The 15718-nt window shown below is 52.5% G+C and carries 16 protein-coding genes; 13 read left to right on the plus strand and 3 right to left on the minus strand.

Annotated elements, in window-relative coordinates; translation table 11 throughout:
- Positions 1 to 18: 18 nt before the first annotated feature.
- From xylA to AC0YNX_RS25640, 3 genes are all read left to right on the plus strand, one after another.
- The gene (xylA, locus tag AC0YNX_RS25630; protein WP_126014913.1) at positions 19 to 1332 is read left to right on the plus strand and encodes a xylose isomerase; all 1314 of its coding nucleotides are present in this window, start codon (positions 19 to 21) and stop codon (positions 1330 to 1332) included.
- 16 nt (positions 1333 to 1348) lie between these two features.
- On the plus strand, positions 1349 to 2848 hold the full coding sequence (gene xylB / locus AC0YNX_RS25635; RefSeq protein WP_475818548.1) for a xylulokinase: 1500 nt from the start codon (positions 1349 to 1351) through the stop codon (positions 2846 to 2848).
- A 283-nt stretch (positions 2849 to 3131) separates the two neighbouring features.
- Positions 3132 to 4904, plus strand: a complete 1773-nt coding sequence (locus tag AC0YNX_RS25640) for a methyl-accepting chemotaxis protein (protein WP_475818549.1) — start codon at positions 3132 to 3134, stop codon at positions 4902 to 4904.
- Between the two features lie 93 nt (positions 4905 to 4997).
- Here AC0YNX_RS25640 and AC0YNX_RS25645 read toward each other — a convergent pair whose 3' ends face one another.
- Complete coding sequence (locus AC0YNX_RS25645) at positions 4998 to 5969, minus strand: helix-turn-helix domain-containing protein (RefSeq protein ID WP_475818550.1); 972 nt, start codon at positions 5967 to 5969, stop codon at positions 4998 to 5000.
- Positions 5970 to 6121: 152 nt separating this feature from the next.
- Here AC0YNX_RS25645 and AC0YNX_RS25650 point away from each other — a divergent pair, with 152 nt between their 5' ends.
- Positions 6122 to 6502 carry a hypothetical protein gene (locus tag AC0YNX_RS25650; protein ID WP_475818551.1) on the plus strand — a complete coding sequence of 127 codons (381 nt, stop codon included), beginning with the start codon at positions 6122 to 6124 and terminating at the stop codon, positions 6500 to 6502.
- Positions 6503 to 6554: 52 nt separating this feature from the next.
- On the opposite strand, the gene AC0YNX_RS25655 is transcribed toward AC0YNX_RS25650, so the two are convergent.
- Positions 6555 to 7811: a BaiN/RdsA family NAD(P)/FAD-dependent oxidoreductase gene (locus AC0YNX_RS25655; protein ID WP_475818552.1), complete on the minus strand. Its 1257-nt coding sequence runs from the start codon at positions 7809 to 7811 to the stop codon at positions 6555 to 6557.
- Between the two features lie 209 nt (positions 7812 to 8020).
- Between AC0YNX_RS25655 and AC0YNX_RS25660 the strand changes: the two genes are divergently transcribed.
- The 9 genes from AC0YNX_RS25660 (at position 8021) to AC0YNX_RS25700 (ending at position 15257) form a co-directional block, all read left to right on the plus strand.
- Positions 8021 to 9721, plus strand: coding sequence for an ATP-binding protein (locus AC0YNX_RS25660; RefSeq protein ID WP_475818553.1), 1701 nt, complete (start codon positions 8021 to 8023; stop codon positions 9719 to 9721).
- Positions 9722 to 9736: 15 nt separating this feature from the next.
- Positions 9737 to 10432: a hypothetical protein gene (locus tag AC0YNX_RS25665; protein WP_475818554.1), complete on the plus strand. Its 696-nt coding sequence runs from the start codon at positions 9737 to 9739 to the stop codon at positions 10430 to 10432.
- Positions 10433 to 10453: 21 nt separating this feature from the next.
- Positions 10454 to 10579, plus strand: a complete 126-nt coding sequence (locus AC0YNX_RS25670; protein ID WP_475818555.1) for a hypothetical protein — start codon at positions 10454 to 10456, stop codon at positions 10577 to 10579.
- Between the two features lie 15 nt (positions 10580 to 10594).
- Positions 10595 to 11014 carry a DUF3905 domain-containing protein gene (locus tag AC0YNX_RS25675; protein ID WP_475818556.1) on the plus strand — a complete coding sequence of 140 codons (420 nt, stop codon included), beginning with the start codon at positions 10595 to 10597 and terminating at the stop codon, positions 11012 to 11014.
- 98 nt (positions 11015 to 11112) lie between these two features.
- Positions 11113 to 11547, plus strand: a complete 435-nt coding sequence (locus AC0YNX_RS25680; protein WP_475818557.1) for a BrxA/BrxB family bacilliredoxin — start codon at positions 11113 to 11115, stop codon at positions 11545 to 11547.
- A 16-nt stretch (positions 11548 to 11563) separates the two neighbouring features.
- A complete protein-coding gene (gene nadE, locus AC0YNX_RS25685; protein ID WP_475818558.1) occupies positions 11564 to 12373 on the plus strand; it encodes an ammonia-dependent NAD(+) synthetase in 810 nt (269 codons plus the stop codon).
- A 1000-nt stretch (positions 12374 to 13373) separates the two neighbouring features.
- Positions 13374 to 14504: an SGNH/GDSL hydrolase family protein gene (locus tag AC0YNX_RS25690; protein ID WP_475818559.1), complete on the plus strand. Its 1131-nt coding sequence runs from the start codon at positions 13374 to 13376 to the stop codon at positions 14502 to 14504.
- Between the two features lie 22 nt (positions 14505 to 14526).
- Positions 14527 to 14919, plus strand: a complete 393-nt coding sequence (gene acpS, locus AC0YNX_RS25695) for a holo-ACP synthase (RefSeq protein WP_475818560.1) — start codon at positions 14527 to 14529, stop codon at positions 14917 to 14919.
- Positions 14920 to 14996: 77 nt separating this feature from the next.
- Complete coding sequence (locus AC0YNX_RS25700) at positions 14997 to 15257, plus strand: hypothetical protein (protein WP_475818561.1); 261 nt, start codon at positions 14997 to 14999, stop codon at positions 15255 to 15257.
- 103 nt (positions 15258 to 15360) lie between these two features.
- Here AC0YNX_RS25700 and AC0YNX_RS25705 read toward each other — a convergent pair whose 3' ends face one another.
- On the minus strand, positions 15361 to 15714 hold the full coding sequence (locus AC0YNX_RS25705; RefSeq protein ID WP_475818562.1) for a c-type cytochrome: 354 nt from the start codon (positions 15712 to 15714) through the stop codon (positions 15361 to 15363).
- Between the last annotated feature and the right edge of the window lie 4 nt (positions 15715 to 15718).

The raw sequence follows: 15718 nt of genomic DNA on the forward strand, positions 1-15718 counted from the left end.
CTAGGAGGCCATCTCAAAATGACATATTTCAAGAACATTGGCAAAATTGCTTACGAAGGCAAAGGCTCGGATAATCCACTTGCATTCAAACATTACAACCCTAGCGAAGTTATTCTTGGCAAAACAATGGAAGAACACCTGCGCTTCGCAGTTGCTTACTGGCATACATTCACTGGCGCCGGCTCCGACCCGTTCGGCGTAGGTACAGCAGTTCGCGGCTGGGATAGCGCTGACGCAATGGATCAAGCGAAGCGCCGCGTAGAAGCGAACTTCGAGTTCTTGAACAAGATCGGCATTCCTTACTACTGCTTCCATGACCGTGACATCGCACCGGAAGGCGATACGCTGGCTGAAACGAACAAGAACCTCGACGTAATCGTCGACATGCTTGAAGAGAACATGAAAGCAACTGGCGCGAAGCTGCTCTGGAACACAGCTAACATGTTCACTAACCCGCGCTTCGTGCACGGTGCAGCAACAACTTGTAACGCAGACGTATTCGCATACGTTGGCGCACAGCTTAAGAAGAGCCTTGAAGTGGGTAAACGCCTTGGCGCTGAGAACTATGTATTCTGGGGCGGCCGTGAAGGTTATGAGACGCTGCTGAACACAGATATGGCGCTTGAGCTCGACAACCTTGCTCGCCTGTTCGAAATGGCGATTGCATACTCGAACGAAATCGGATTCGACGCTCAATTCTTGATCGAACCGAAGCCGAAAGAGCCAACGAAGCATCAGTATGACTTCGATGCGGCTACAACAATCTCGTTCCTACAGAAGTATGGCTTGAAAGACAAGTTCAAGCTGAATCTTGAAGCAAACCATGCAACGCTCGCAGGCCACTCGTTCGAGCACGAAATCCGCGTAGCTGCAATCAACGGCATGCTCGGATCGCTTGATGCGAACCAAGGCGACCTGCTGCTCGGCTGGGATACAGATGAATTCCCAACTGACCTTTACTCGACTACGCTTACTATGTTCGAAGTACTCAAAGCAGGCGGTATTGGCCGCGGCGGCATCAACTTCGACGCGAAAGTACGCCGTGGCTCGTTCGAAGACCAAGATTTGTTCCTTGCTCACATTGCAGGTATGGACACTTACGCTTGGGGTCTGAAAGCAGCTGCGAAGCTGATCGATGAGAAAGTAATCGACAATATCGTTGACAACCGTTACCGCAGCTTCCGCGACGGCATAGGCGCAGAGATCGTAGCTGGCCGCGCTACATTGGCATCGCTTGAGCAATACGCTTTGCAGAACAACGTCATCAAGAACGAATCCGGCCGTCAAGAGCGGATCAAATTGATGCTGAACGAAATCATCTACAGCGTATAATAGGAGGAAATTCCGCATGTCCTACGTCATCGGTATTGACCTCGGCACTAGCGCGGTAAAGGTGCTGCTTCTTGATCGAAGCGGCACTGTGGCCGCCGAAGCGTCGCGCGAATATCCGCTTTATCATGAACATTCCGGCTGGAGCGAGCAAACGCCGGAAGATTGGGTTACGGGCACGATTGGCGCGCTTCGCGAGCTGGTCGAGAATGCAGGCGTGCCGGCAGACGCAATCGAAGGCATTAGCTTCTCCGGTCAAATGCACGGTCTTGTTCTGCTGAATGCGGCAGGGGAGCCGGTGCGCAGAGCGATTCTATGGAACGATACGCGCACAACGGCGGAATGCCGCGAGATTGAGTCGCTTGTCGGCCTCGAGCAGCTGCTAACGGTAACGCGCAATCCGGCACTGGAAGGCTTCACGCTGCCGAAGATTCTGTGGGTGCGTAAGCACGAGCCGGAAGTGTTCGCGCAGGCCGTTTCGTTCCTGCTGCCGAAGGATTACGTGCGTTACCGGTTAACGGGCGCGCTTCATATGGATTACTCCGATGCAGCCGGCACGCTGCTGCTAGACGTAGCGGGCAAACGCTGGAGCAGCGAGGTGCTGGAGGCAGTGAACCTGCCTGCATCGTTCTGCCCGCCGCTGGTCGAGTCGCACGCACTGACAGGCACTTTGCTGCCTGAACAAGCAGCGGCTTGCGGCCTCAGCGCAGACACGAAGGTGTTCGCTGGCGGCGCAGACAATGCATGCGGAGCTATCGGCTCGGGCATCTTGCAAGAAGGACTGACGATGTGCAGCATCGGTACGTCCGGCGTTATTCTCTCTTACGAGCAAGGAAGCGGCAACGACTTCCGCGGTAAAGTGCATTTCTTCAATCATGGCAAAGAGGATGCCTTCTATGCGATGGGCGTAACGCTCGCGGCAGGCTACAGCCTCAGCTGGTTCAAGAATACGTTCGCGAAGGGCGAGTCTTACGATGAGCTGCTTCAAGGAGCGGGCGATGTGCTGCCAGGCTCGAATGGCCTCTTGTTCACGCCGTATCTCGTTGGCGAGCGTACGCCGCATCCGGATTCCGTCATTCGTGGCAGCTTTATCGGCATCGACGGCTCACATGAGCGGATTCATTTTGCAAGAGCGGTGATGGAAGGCATTACGTTCTCGCTGAATGAGTCGGTCGATATGTTCCGCCAAGCAGGCAAGACGGTCGACACGATCATCTCGATCGGCGGCGGCGCGCAAAATCCGGTCTGGCTGCAAATGCAAGCGGATATCTTCAACGCAGACGTGGTTGCGCTTGAGAACGAGCAAGGCCCTGGCCTCGGAGCAGCAATGCTCGCGGCATATGGCTCCGGCTGGTTCGAAAGTCTCGACGCTTGCGCAGAGCTGTTCGTGAAGCGCTCCTCCGTGTATAAGCCGAACCCGGCTGCCGTAGATGCGTACGCAGGCCTATTCCGGATTTATCAAGATATTTATGCGCAGACTCGCGGCATCAACGCTGCACTGCAGCCTTATCGCAAATAATAAGGATATTATTGAAGAAATCCGCTGCTTCCGTTCAATGACGGGAGTAGCGGATTTTTTTCATTAATGCGACTATTTAATTATTTAAACTTCTGTTAAGAGATGGTAAAATGGACAAGTTCATATGTCGCTAGTACTAGAATGGAAGAAGTTACAAGTGTATTTTATCGGGATTTGTCGGCAATATCGCTTTTTATCCCAGGCTGATCCCAAGTATACTAGTGTAGTATTACTAGATTATAGCAATCCTATTTATTCGATGGCAGAGGCGGAGATCCATGAGATGAAGAAAAAACTGAAGCTAAACACGAAGACTGATCTGCAACTGAACCCGATGAATGTGAAGCTCAAAATTTCGGTTGGCGCCAAATTAATGCTATCGTTTATCAGCGTACTCCTGCTGCTCGTTGCTAATGGATTGATTAGCTCCATGATGATGTCCAAGATGAATGACAATTCCAAGGTTATTGCGGACAGATGGCTGGCTGGAGTCGAAACCATCAACAATATCAATTATATGGCGGACCATGTATTGTCCACGCAGTACAAGCTTCTCATTGAGCAGAACGAGAACCTGAAGGATCAATACAAAGCGGAAGCAGATGCGACGATTCAGAAAGTAAATGACAGCTTTGCATCCTATAAAGCGATTATTAAAGACACGGATTCAGACGATCAAGGGCTGCTCGCTAACCTTGAAGCGGCTTGGAAAACGTACGAGAATACATATGAGAAGACCGTTGAGCTTTCGAAGCAGAATCTTTCCATTGATCAAGTATCCGAGTTTATGAAGGATTCGGAGAAGGCGTATATGGCGATTCAATCGAATATCGACTATCTGGTCCGCAATAACCATAGCGGTGCCGAGGATGCCAAGCAGTTCAACCATAATATTTATAATCAATCGAAGCAGATGGTTCTCATTGCATTGGCGGTTGGCGTATTGCTCGTCGTGCTGCTTACCTGGTATGTACGAGCTGCGATCTCGAAGCCGATTAAGCAAGCGGCTACGGCTGTGAACGAGATTGCCGGCGGCAATCTGCTCGTCACGATGCCGAAGATTCGCAACAAGGACGAGATCGGCGCGTTGTTCGCTTCGCTAAGCAGCATGATCAGTCATCTGCAGACGGCGATGCGCGGCGTACAGGAAGCGTCCGCTGGCATTGCGTCTTCATCGCAGCAGATGCTTGCGATCTCGGAGCAGAACGCGAGCGCGTCCCAGCAAGCAGCGGATTCCGTGTCGCAGATGGCTGCGGGTTCGGAAGTGACGCTGCAGCGCTTCGAGGAAGTGAGCAAGACGACGCAAGATCTTGGCGATGGCATCAACCGTATTGCGGAGTCGACGTCAGTCGTTGCGAGCTTGTCAGCGGATGCGAGCCGTGAAGCGGCTGTCGGCCTTGAAGCGGTGAAGCAGGCGATGGTGAGGATGACCGGTATTAATGAAACGGTGCAGAAGTCCGTTGATCAAGTGAATCAGCTGGAGCTGCATACGCGCAATATCGGCATGATCTCGAAGCTGATCGGCGAAGTATCGAAGCATACGAATTTGCTAGCGCTCAACGCTGCCATTGAAGCAGCGCGCGCTGGAGAGCATGGCCGCGGCTTCGCTGTCGTTGCCGATGAAGTGCGCAAACTTGCGCAGCAGACGTCCGAGGCGGTTGACGAGATTGAGAACGTCATCCAGCAGGTAACGGATGATATGCTTGTAGCTGTTCAGTCTATGCAAGCAACAGCGGTTGAAGCAGAGGACGGACTGCGCAGCGTGCGCGATGCAGGGGATTCGTTCGCAGGCATCGCTGCCGCATCGGAGCGAGTATCCGGCCAGGTGCAGGAAGTTGCCGCGGCTTCGGAGCAGATGGCGGCAGGCTCGGAGCAAGTCATCAGCGCCATGCATCGACTGAAGGAAATCGCAAGAGACAGCTCGGAAACCGCGATGACGGTAGCGGCGACGACCGAGGAGCAAACCGCTTCTGCAGAGCAGATTGCCCTGTCATCGCGCTCGCTCAGCGAGATTGCGCAAGGGATGAACGAAGTCGCGTCGAAGTTTAAGCTCTAGGCGATAAGCGATAACGAACAACAACCTCCAAACCACTTCGTGATGAAGTGGTTTGGAGGTTGTTTGTTTAAGGAGGGTCGCCTACGTCTTCCGTTATAGCGATCCCCAAATATCGTCTGGCGAGACACCGAGCTGCTCCGCTATGAGATGCGCGGTGAGGCGCTGCGGCTTCCTGATCTTTCCATTGCGGATGTTGGAGATTGTCGTTAAAGATATTTGCGTGCTTTCGGCGAGCTTCGTAACCGACATGTTCCGCTTCAGCATAAGCAATCGAAGCTTGTAAGACGGGTCGTTCGATTCATCCTCGGCATATTCTTCTACTGCGATCGATATATTCTTGACTGGATGATCATCCGTCTGATCGAGCGTTTCAACCGATAGAATGCAAATGGCGAAGCATCGGAAAGTGCCGTCCGCATAAAAGAATGGTTTAATGAGTGCGTGGGCTAAGTATTGGTCCTCGAATAACTGGAGCTTAAACGAAAGCGGTTCCGCATCTGCACCGATTAGGCTTCGAAGATTGTTAAGAATCGCTCTAACTCGTTCTCGGTCGGATTCGGCAACGAATTTCTGACTCGGCTGCATCGTAATGGTCTGTCGGTCAAATGGAATTGGCTCATGATAGCTTCGCATCGACGTAATAGAGCTGGTGTTCGTCAAGATGAGCGATAATTCTACGCGATGCTGTACGAGTATATCATCGATCCATTTATGCTCGGAACGGTCTCTGAAGGTGAGCAAATAATAGTTGTCATTCGCGTACCGAATTGGCTTCACGTGCAACTCTGCAAAAATATGCATGTTTCCTGGCGTAGTAATATCGATCTCCGCATGCGCTTCAGGCAGCTTGTCCGAAATAGATCCGCACATCCGGTCAATGAATAGCCACAGCTCGTTCGAGACAAAGTCAGGCATGTTCATCAGCTTGTTGCCAATGAGCGCTTCTTGGGTAAATCCTGTTACATGGCAAAATGATTTCGTGCAATCATGAATATATCTGGAGTTCTGCTGCTCGCGTATTATTAATATCGCATTTGCAGTATTTGCGAACATATCAACCATCATTGTGCATCGCACCCCTGCATGTGTTGTATGCGGGTATTATAACATATCTTTACATGTAGCATAAAATATCGAGCAAAGTGGAATTCTAGCTAAGAATGGATAATTTTAGCTAAAAAGAGGATGTGCACGATATGCAGGAGGATACAGCATTAATGTTTCAATTCGGGGATTCGGGTGCAGCGCAGCTCGCAAGCTCGACCTTGCAAGAACTAGGCTATGATCCCGTTATACAGCAAGGAGCAAGCGTACATATTCATATTCGCGGGAGCGATCTGACTTCGGCTCTGGAGATCGCGCAGTCACACGGCGGTCAATTGGCGGTGCAGTCCTCGATTCCGGATATTGAGCTGACGAACGATGCCTACAATATGGCGAATATTACGATTCCCGCACATGTTGTGAATGAGGATCTGGTCGCTCAAGAGGATGCACAGAGCGGTTTGAAGAATTGGGATGATGATGCGGCGGCTGAGGATGAGTTCTTCCCGGACGATGGGTCGTACGGTTACTTCTCAGGCGACGTACATACTTGAACAAACAAAAAAGGCTGACAAGCGATTGCGATAATCGTCTGTCAGCCTTTTTCTATTGAAGCGCGGCATTCGTGCCAGCGGTGTAGCCTGTCGTGAACGCTGCCGTAATATTGTATCCGCCCGTGTACCCATGAATATCAAGCACTTCGCCGCAGAAGTAGAGTCCGTTCTTCATCTTGGATTCCATCGTCTTCGGATCGATTTCCTTCAAGTTCACGCCCCCGCCCGTGACAAAAGCATCCTCCAGCTTCAGCGTCCCGTAAGCGCGGAGCGGGAAAGCCTTGATCAGCTTCGCCAGCGCAAGCCAAGACTGCTTCGGAATGTTGTCGTAGGTCAGCTGCTCGTCAAGCTCCGAAGCTGCCAGCAGCAGCGGAATCAGGCGCTCGGGCAAGTAGCCTTTGAGCACATTCTTAATCGACTTCTTCGCTTCGGATTTGACCAGCTGCAGCGATTCGTCGTATACCTCGTCAGCGCTCTTGCCAGGTAGGAGGTCGATCGTCAGCAGGACATTGCCGCCGCCAGCTTGTTTCAGCTGCTTCACGACAAACTGGCTGCAGCGCAGCGCAATCGGCCCGGATATGCCGAAATGCGTGAAGATCATATCGCCTTCATGCGAGATTTGCTTCTTGCCCTTCGCATTCCAGACGGAGAGACTTACATCCCGCAGCGATAAACCTTGCAGCTCTTTGCTAGCAATGAAGGGCTCATTCACGGTGATCGGCACCTCGGTCGGGAACAGCTCCGTAATCGAGTGGCCTGCCGCTTGCGCCCATGGATAGCCGTCGCCGGTTGAACCGGTATGCGGTACGGATTTGCCGCCAACTGCAACAATAACGCTTCTGCCGTTGATCATTTCGCCGGATGCGGTTGTTACGCCTAGCACGCTTGTCTCGTTGAAATTCACTCGTTTCACCGGAGTGTTTACGCGAATATCGACGCCTTGCCCCCGCACTTGATTGATGAGCGCGTCAACGACGGTTTTCGCTTTGTCCGAGACGGGGAACATCCGGCCATTATCTTCTTCCTTCAGCCGAATGCCGAGCTGCTCGAAGAACGCAATGATATCCTTGTTGCCGAAATTCGCTAGAGAGCTGTGCAAGAATCTCCCGTTGCCGGGAATGTGCTTGATGAGCTCGTCGATATCCTTGTTATTGGTGACGTTGCAGCGGCCACCGCCGGAGATGCCAAGCTTACGGCCGAGCTTGTCGCCTTTGTCCAGCAGCAGAACTTTCGCGCCGTTCTTGCTCGCTGCAATTCCAGCCATCAAGCCTGCAGAGCCGCCGCCGATTATAATTACGTCATATGTCATAGGTAAATCCCCTTATTGTTGCTTTTTGCAGAAAGGTGCTTCATGCCGTTACCTATCATACTATCCAGCTAATTGTGCGTCTACACGGCAAGAAGTGCGAAATCTACTAATTCGCTACATTGTCAAATAGCGTCACCTGTGCTTTAATCGGGATAACAGTATAATTTTGCCCTAATAACTGGGTATTAGGAAGGGTGGGATTCTACTTTGTGTGGAAGCTAATGCTCCTGCAGTTTCTTGTCGCATTATTGCCGGTCTTCATCTTCCAGATCTGGTTTGACTTTACAAAGCCACGTAAAAACATCCTGCTTCTCATCACTTCTGTATGTGCTTCAAGCATGATCCTGGCGCTATGCATTTGCTCGGATATTCAAGGCTTCGACCTGGATTACCGCTATGTGCCGATGATTATTGGTTCCTTATATGGCGGGAGCGGCATTATGTTGTCATTAGCTGCAATCTTTGCTTTATCGGAATGGACAGTCATGCATGGCGATTGGAGCTGGTTTGAGATCGGCGGCGTCTTGCTCCTGCTGCCTATGATCTATAAGTTTCACAAAGGCTTTCTGAACTTATCGCATCGGCGCAAGCTTACGATTGTTCTAAGCTTGACGACCGCTGTTCTTATCATCCGTGCTTCCTGCTTCTTGTACTACTACCATGTGAAGCATCCTCAGTTTACCTCTTCCGAAATGAATTACCTTATTCTTCATGAGCTTGCTTACTTCTTAGTGATGTGGCTGTTTGTTGTTTTCTCGGAAAGTCTGCTGCGCAGAGAACGGATCGCGCACCAGCTTAAAGGCGTCACGAATAATTATCGCATCGAAGTGCAGAAGCTGCAGCAGTTTATCGATGAGACACCGCTTGGCGTTATTTTCGTCGATTCGTACGGCGTTATCACCCATATTAATGAAATGGCGATTCATCTGCTGAGGGACAAAGTCGGCGGCAAAATGCGCCATGAGCTGCTGGGCCAGCATTTTACGATTATGTATGATCATATTGAGAAAGATGTGCTCGGCCGGTTGCTGCATCAAGCGCTCAACGGGCATAAGCTATCGACGGAATATGTGCAGGAGCAGGGGAAAATCTACCTCAACTCAGGCATTTGCGTACGCGATATTCAAAATAATACGATTATCGGCGCAGCTCTCATCGCGCACGATATTACCGAGCTGAACCGGCTTCGGGCGGAGCTTGGCCGAATGGAGCGGCTTAGCCTTGTCGGGCAGATGGCTGCCAGCATTACGCACGAAATCCGGAATCCGATGGCCGTTATTCGCGGCTTCGTACAATTGATGAAAGAACGCAGTCCCGACGATCAGCAGGAATATTACCGCATCGTCATGGACGAGCTCGACCGCGCAAACAGCATCATTAATGACTTTCTGTCGCTTGCGCAGAATCGGATCGTCGAGAAGGAGAATTGCTCGCTCCATGCCATTATTAACGATATCATGCCGCTCTTGATGGCTGATGCGAACATGAGAGGACAATCTATTGAGCTTCATCTGGCGGATCGAATTCCTGCGCTTATGCTGAATGAGAAAGAGATGAAGCAGCTCATCTTGAACTTGGCTCGCAACGGTATGGAGGCTATGGATCAGAACGGCGTGCTTCGGCTCGAAACGACGGCGTACCCGGATTATGTAGAGCTGCGCGTGACGGACACTGGCAGCGGCATTCCGGCAGAGAAGCTGGAGCGGTTGTTTGAACCGTTCTTCACAACCAAGACTCGCGGAACCGGCCTTGGCTTGCCGCTATGCCTCAGTATCGTTGAGGGGCACGGCGGCGAAATCGCTGTCGACTCGAAGGAAGGGTCAGGCACGACGTTCAAGGTGAAATTCGATCGGAACCGGAATTATTATGGCGCGTCAACTGCAATTGCTGCTGGGGTGCATCTTGCATAGAAGGAGAGTGTGCTTGTGCCGGAAGTTATTGCTGTAGGAGCGCTGCGCCTTGATGCCGTGCTGCTTGCTGCACTTATATCAGGTACTGCCGGATATATCGCGTTCAAATTAAAGCTGGCAGGAACGGACCGCTCCGAGCTGTGGGAAAGTCTCTATGTGAATGCCGCGATTATTGCGCTGCTCTGCTGGAAGCTGCTCTTTCTGCTGCGTGATCCTTCCATGCTGTGGGAGCGACCAAGCTCGCTCGTGATCATGCGGGGCAGCAGCTTCGATGCGATGATTGGCTTCGCCGTAGCAATCGCGTATATCGCTTATAAGCGATACCGCGCGCGGATACCTGGCCTGGTGATGCTGGATAAGTGGCCTTTTGCCATCATCCCGGCTTGTCTCGTATGGACGCTGCTTACGAATATATTATATGGACTTGCTTATACCGTTCTCTATGCGCTCGTGTATGTTGCGATGCTGCGGGTTGATGCAGAAGTAGGGAGCGGGAGACTCGGTTCGATTGCATTATTAGGCATCGGTATCGGTGGTCTGCTTGTTAGCCTGTTCGCCCCCTACGCTCCTGGTGTTGTGCCGGATTTGATGCTTGGTCTCACCCGTCTACAGTGGCTTTTTGCAGGCTGCGGTCTGGTCGGTGCACTCTTGCCTGTGCCTGTTGAACAGACAGGAATTAAGGATAAGGAGCAGGAGAGCCGCACATACTAGGCTTGGAAGGGGGTGCCAGCAATGGTAGACAAACAGGGGTCGCGCGGGAAAGCAGCAGCTAGCAAGAACCAGCGTGGCAATGAAAAAGCACCGGAATCAGACGGTTACGATAAGAAACTAGATGGCCCCAATCGCCCTTCAATTTAAGGAGGAAGGTTGGGAATGAGCAGTCAAGATAGACGCGGCAGTGCAGGGGGCGGAGAAGGCGACCATCGTGATGGCTTGCGAGATGACCCTGCGCTTGATCCGTATGAAATCAATTTCTTGCCGGGCTTTCGGCAAGGACGCGGGCCTAGTGCTCCGTTCGTGAACGAGTTTGGCGTCACGATTGGCGATCATCAATATGAGTCGCCTGAATCGCCGCTCAGCCAATGGACGGAAGAGACGGACCCCGCCGTCATGGCAGGCGATCAGTGGGTGCATCCGTTCAAGGACATCGGCTTTATGACGAGCGAGAATCGGGAGTATTTCGAGCAGGGGATCCCGCCGCAGAGCGGCATCTTCATGCATCCCGACAAGAACGTCGCATCGGGAATTATAGAGGGCGTTGATCCTGAGAAGGGTGAACAATCCGGTAATTGAATGAGCAATCGGGCGATAGCCTGGTTGCTTTTTCTTTGCTTTCATTTTCAGCGAGGCGTATAATAGAAAGAAATTGAACTCATAAGGAGCGATTACACATGTCGATGTCTTTTGAACGATACATGCTTGATATGGTACAGCCGATGCGCGATGATCTTACACGTCTTGGAATTGAGGAGCTCCGCACGCCTGAGGATGTTGAAGCGAAACTGCCAAGCGCCAAAGGTACTGCACTAGTTGTTGTAAACTCCGTTTGCGGCTGTGCTGCAGGCCAATGCCGTCCAGGCGTAGCGCAAGCGCTGCAGAATGACCTGACGCCAGATCACCTGTATACGGTATTCGCAGGTCAAGATAAAGAAGCTACAGCTAAGGCTCGCGAATATTTCGCGCCGTACCCGCCATCTTCGCCTTCCATCGCATTGATGAAAGATGGAGAGCTGGTACACTTCATCGAGCGCCATCAAATTGAGAATCGTTCAGCTGCTGATATCGCTGCAGATTTGACTTCCGCTTTTGAACGCTTCTGCCGTTAAGAGGTGAATTGCTACGATGAGTCTACAAGGGGAAATCATCAAGCAATTAGGAGTTAAGCCGGAAATCGATCCGCAGGCGGAGGTTCGCCGCCGGGTGGATTTCTTGAAGGAATATGTACTAAAGTCGGGTACGACTGGGCTGCTCATCGCAATTAGCGGCGGTGTGGACAGCGCAGTTGCGACTGGTCTGTGCAAGATCGCAACGGATGAATTGTCCGCTGAGACTGGCAAAGATTATATGACGCTCGGCGTGTTCCAGCCGTATGGCGAACAAGTCGATATTGCAGACAGCTACGCGGTAGCTGATGCACTCGGCCTCAAGCACCGCGTCGAGACGAACATTCAGGAAGCGGTCGATGAGATTGTGCTTGAGGCTGAACACAGCCTGAAGGCAATCGGCATCTCGCGGCACCTGAGCCGCGGCGGCAAGGGCAATGTGAAAGCCCGCACGCGGATGGTAACGCAATACGCGCTCGCGTTCGAGCTGAACCTGCTCGTTGTCGGCACGGATCATGCGTCCGAAGCAATCACCGGCTTCTACACGAAGTGGGGCGACGGCGCGGTTGACATCACGCCGCTCAGCACGCTGAACAAGCGGCAGGTTCGCCAGCTCGCGGCCGTTCTCGGCGTGCCGGAGACGGTCATCACGAAGGCGCCGACCGCTGGCCTATGGGAGGGCCAAACCGACGAGACGGAGCTGGGCATCACTTACGATGAGAACAGCGACTATCTCGAAGGCAAGCAAGTGAGCGACGCCGCTCGCGAGAAGCTCGAGAAGCAATTCGCGCGCACGGCTCACAAGCGCGACCCGATCCCTGGGATTTAATTTGTTGGCTGTATCCCCTCCAGTTGTTGGAGGGGGTTTTTTGTTGTGTCCGCACTTCGACCCCCGCACCCCGCAACCCCGGCCCCGACCCCCAACAAAGTATCTGAAATACTGTCGCTGAGAGAACGTATATGTGCTCTCACCGCCGAAAGTGGGTAAACTAACCAAGATTCTTTCGCTGAGAGAACACATACGGGCTCTCAGCGTAAAAAAAGCGCCGAAAGTAGGCTGAGAGAACGTATATGTGCTCTCAGCGCCGAAAGTGGGCAAACTAACCGAGATTCTGTCGCTGAGAGAACACATATGTGCTCTCAGCGTCGAAAATCCTCCGAAAGTAGGCTGAGAGAACGTATATGTGCTCTCAGCGCCGAAAGTGGGCAAACTAACCGATATTCTGTTGCGAGAGAACACATATGTGCTCTCAGCGTCCAAAAAGCGCCAAAAGTTGGCTGAGAGAACGTATATGTACTCTCAGCGCCGAAACCGGACAAACTAATCGATATTCTATCGCTGAGAGAACACATATGGGTTCTTAGCGTCCAAATGCGTCGGAAGTTGAGAGCGGGAAAAGCCTCTCTCAGCGCCGAAATCACAGAAAAAAAGACTGAGAGAGTTAAAAGCCTCTCTCGCACTTGAAATTGCAGTGCTTCGCGGAAAAACAGCTTCCGAGAGAGGTAAAAGCCTCTCTCAACGCTGAAATCACACAAAAAACGAACCGAGAGAGGAAAAAGCCTCTCTCGTATCTGAAATTGCCGTGCTCCGTGGCAAAAAAGCTTCCGAGAGCGGGAAAAGCCTCTCTCAGCGCCGAAATCATACAAAAAAAATACCGAGAGAGGAAAAAGCCTCTCTCGCGCCAGAGGCGAATTGCCTTACCTTCGCGAATTGCCCTGCACCTAACTGAAGATACTGGAAACTCCGAGTACAAGTGGTATGATAGACGTAGATTTGCAACTTAGGCATGTGACCCGCATTAAAGCTTGTGGGGGAGGAATGAATGACGATGGATGGAGCAGTTTGGAAGCATCGCAATCCCTTAGTTCATACATGCAAGGCGCTTGAAGAGGGGCAGCTGACGGTCGGTTTTATTGGCGGGTCGATTACGGACGCCAGGCCAAGGAATAATTGGCCGGAGCCGGTCATTGCTTGGCTCGTGGAGCAGTATCCGCAGGCGAGGATCATTGTTGAGAATGCCGCTATCGGCGCGACGGGCAGCGAGCTTGCCGTGTTCCGGGCGAAGCGGGATCTGATTGACCGCGGCTGCCAGCTGGTGTTTATCGACTATGCGGTGAACGACTCTGGTGAACCGTCCGATAAGCGGCAGCGAACACGAGAAGGCTTAGTCCGCAAGCTGCTTGAAGACGGCAGCCGGGACGTGGTACTCGCGCATACGTTCATGCAAAGCATGTATGCAGCGATGAGCGAGGGCGGCGTGCCAGACACGATTGCAGAGCTGGAAACACTCGCCGATCACTACGGCATCGGCTCGGTTTGGATGGGCTTGCACGCACTGGAGGAAGTGCGCAAAGGCCGCATGCGCTGGGAGGAGTGGCTGCCGGACGGCCTGCATCCGACTCATCGGGGCAGCTTGAGCTATGCGCAGAGCGTCATTGCTTTTCTCGAGAAGGAGCTGTACAATCAGCACAATCAGCGACTCCGCACAGAAGCGAAGCCCCCGAACTTTCAGCACTCCCTCCAGCAGCAACAGCTACCAAGTCAGCTGCACCCGCATCACTGGGGCAATGCCGCATTGCTGCCGCTCACCGAGGTGCGGACGGAAGGGCCATGGGTTCTCAGGCGCTGGCCATTCTACGAGTGGATCGATCAAGTCCTGGAGACGGCTGCGGTCGGAGCGAAGCTTGCTTTTGAGTTCGAAGGGCGAGGACTGTCGCTTGGCTTTGATTTTGGCAAAACATCATCCGAATTCCGTTACCGAATCGACGGCGGCGACTGGGTTACGACCTCGCGCGAACGTCCGGAATGGTGCGGCGACGACGGCTGGTACCGCGATTGCTTCTTGGGTGATGAGCTTGCGAGTGGCATGCATCAATTTGAACTGGAAGTAACTCACGGGGACAGGCCGGAATGCCGGGGTACGAATTTCCGTTTGGCGCATATCGGCGTCATTCGATAGATAAGGCGGTTGAACTAGAGAAGTGATTATAGGAATCGGCCATGACATCTCGTCGATTGACCGAATGGAGAAGCTCCTCCAAGGCGAGACAGGAAATAAATTCATCAGCAGAATATTGACCGGGCGGGAACAGGAGCTTGCAGCACTCACGAGCGGGGGAAGACGAGTGGAGTTTGTGTCGGGCCGCTTCGCTGCGAAGGAAGCGGTGTCCAAAGCGTTCGGCTGCGGCATTGGCAGCACGCTCGGATTCCAAGACATTGAGATCGACCGGCACAGCAGCGGCCGTCCAATCTGCCGGTTAAGCGAAGCGGCTTGGTCGCGGCTTGGCCTCAGCTCTGCGCAAACGCGAATTCACGTCTCCATCTCACACGACCATTCGCTCGCTTCCGCCTATGTCATTGCTGAGCAGGCTTAAGTCTGCAGCGAAATGAAAACGAATGCATAGCAGCGTCACCTTTTGCCCATAATTGGAATACACCAATAGCAACGATAATGGGTCTTGTAGGAACGGAGCTGCTCATGCATATGAAGAGTGAAAAAGCATCCAAGCGGTATTACAAGAGCGGAGAATTCGTCCCGTTCGATGGCATGTACGGAGACGTATGGGGCGGCTGGCTGCCTCTAATCCAAGGAGACCGTTTCCCGGCTCATCCGGAGATGGGCGCATCTAAGTGGCTTTATCAAGGACCGCTTGGAATGGGATTGCCAACACCTCGCAAAGGCAGCCCGACGCGCAGAACAGAATCCCTATAACGAGAACAATGAACAAATACCTGATAAGTAAGACACTTATGCACAGGCAGAGCAGGCAAAGGCAAGATTAGCCGCTCCCTGCTTTGCGGATAAGTGTCTTTTTTTATTTCTTTTTGCTAAGCCAGCTGGCGAGATCTTCGACTTCCGCTGCAGACAGCCTGCTTCCGAACGCGGGCATGCCGCCTCCTCCGTCTTTGATCTGCTTCGTAATCTCATCCTTCGTCATACGCTTACCGACTTCCGTCAAATTCGTTGAAGCTCCCATGCGACCCTGCAGGTCGGTGCCATGGCACGATATGCAATTGGATTTAAATACCTTCGGGACATCAGCCGCAGCCGTTTGGACCGAAGAAGACGAGCCGCAGCTGCTCAGTAGCACTGCTGCAAGTGCGGCGGGCAGTAGGGAAAAGCCCCATTTTGCTGCAAATTTCATATATGTAGTTTGGTTTGGTCTCATAGAG

The sequence above is a fragment of the Paenibacillus sp. J31R98 genome, assembly GCF_056269245.1.

What these genes read in the sequence shown, in the direction of transcription:
- xylA (WP_126014913.1), top strand. Translation starts at nt 19, where the DNA reads ATGACATATTTCAAGAACATTGGCAAAATTGCTTACGAAGGCAAAGGC.
- xylB (WP_475818548.1), top strand. Translation starts at nt 1,349, where the DNA reads ATGTCCTACGTCATCGGTATTGACCTCGGCACTAGCGCGGTAAAGGTG.
- AC0YNX_RS25640 (WP_475818549.1), top strand. Translation starts at nt 3,132, where the DNA reads ATGAAGAAAAAACTGAAGCTAAACACGAAGACTGATCTGCAACTGAAC.
- AC0YNX_RS25645 (WP_475818550.1), bottom strand. Translation starts at nt 5,969, where the DNA reads ATGATGGTTGATATGTTCGCAAATACTGCAAATGCGATATTAATAATA.
- AC0YNX_RS25650 (WP_475818551.1), top strand. Translation starts at nt 6,122, where the DNA reads ATGTTTCAATTCGGGGATTCGGGTGCAGCGCAGCTCGCAAGCTCGACC.
- AC0YNX_RS25655 (WP_475818552.1), bottom strand. Translation starts at nt 7,811, where the DNA reads ATGACATATGACGTAATTATAATCGGCGGCGGCTCTGCAGGCTTGATG.
- AC0YNX_RS25670 (WP_475818555.1), top strand. Translation starts at nt 10,454, where the DNA reads ATGGTAGACAAACAGGGGTCGCGCGGGAAAGCAGCAGCTAGCAAGAAC.
- AC0YNX_RS25675 (WP_475818556.1), top strand. Translation starts at nt 10,595, where the DNA reads ATGAGCAGTCAAGATAGACGCGGCAGTGCAGGGGGCGGAGAAGGCGAC.
- AC0YNX_RS25680 (WP_475818557.1), top strand. Translation starts at nt 11,113, where the DNA reads ATGTCGATGTCTTTTGAACGATACATGCTTGATATGGTACAGCCGATG.
- nadE (WP_475818558.1), top strand. Translation starts at nt 11,564, where the DNA reads ATGAGTCTACAAGGGGAAATCATCAAGCAATTAGGAGTTAAGCCGGAA.
- AC0YNX_RS25690 (WP_475818559.1), top strand. Translation starts at nt 13,374, where the DNA reads ATGGATGGAGCAGTTTGGAAGCATCGCAATCCCTTAGTTCATACATGC.
- AC0YNX_RS25700 (WP_475818561.1), top strand. Translation starts at nt 14,997, where the DNA reads ATGGGTCTTGTAGGAACGGAGCTGCTCATGCATATGAAGAGTGAAAAA.
- AC0YNX_RS25705 (WP_475818562.1), bottom strand. Translation starts at nt 15,714, where the DNA reads ATGAGACCAAACCAAACTACATATATGAAATTTGCAGCAAAATGGGGC.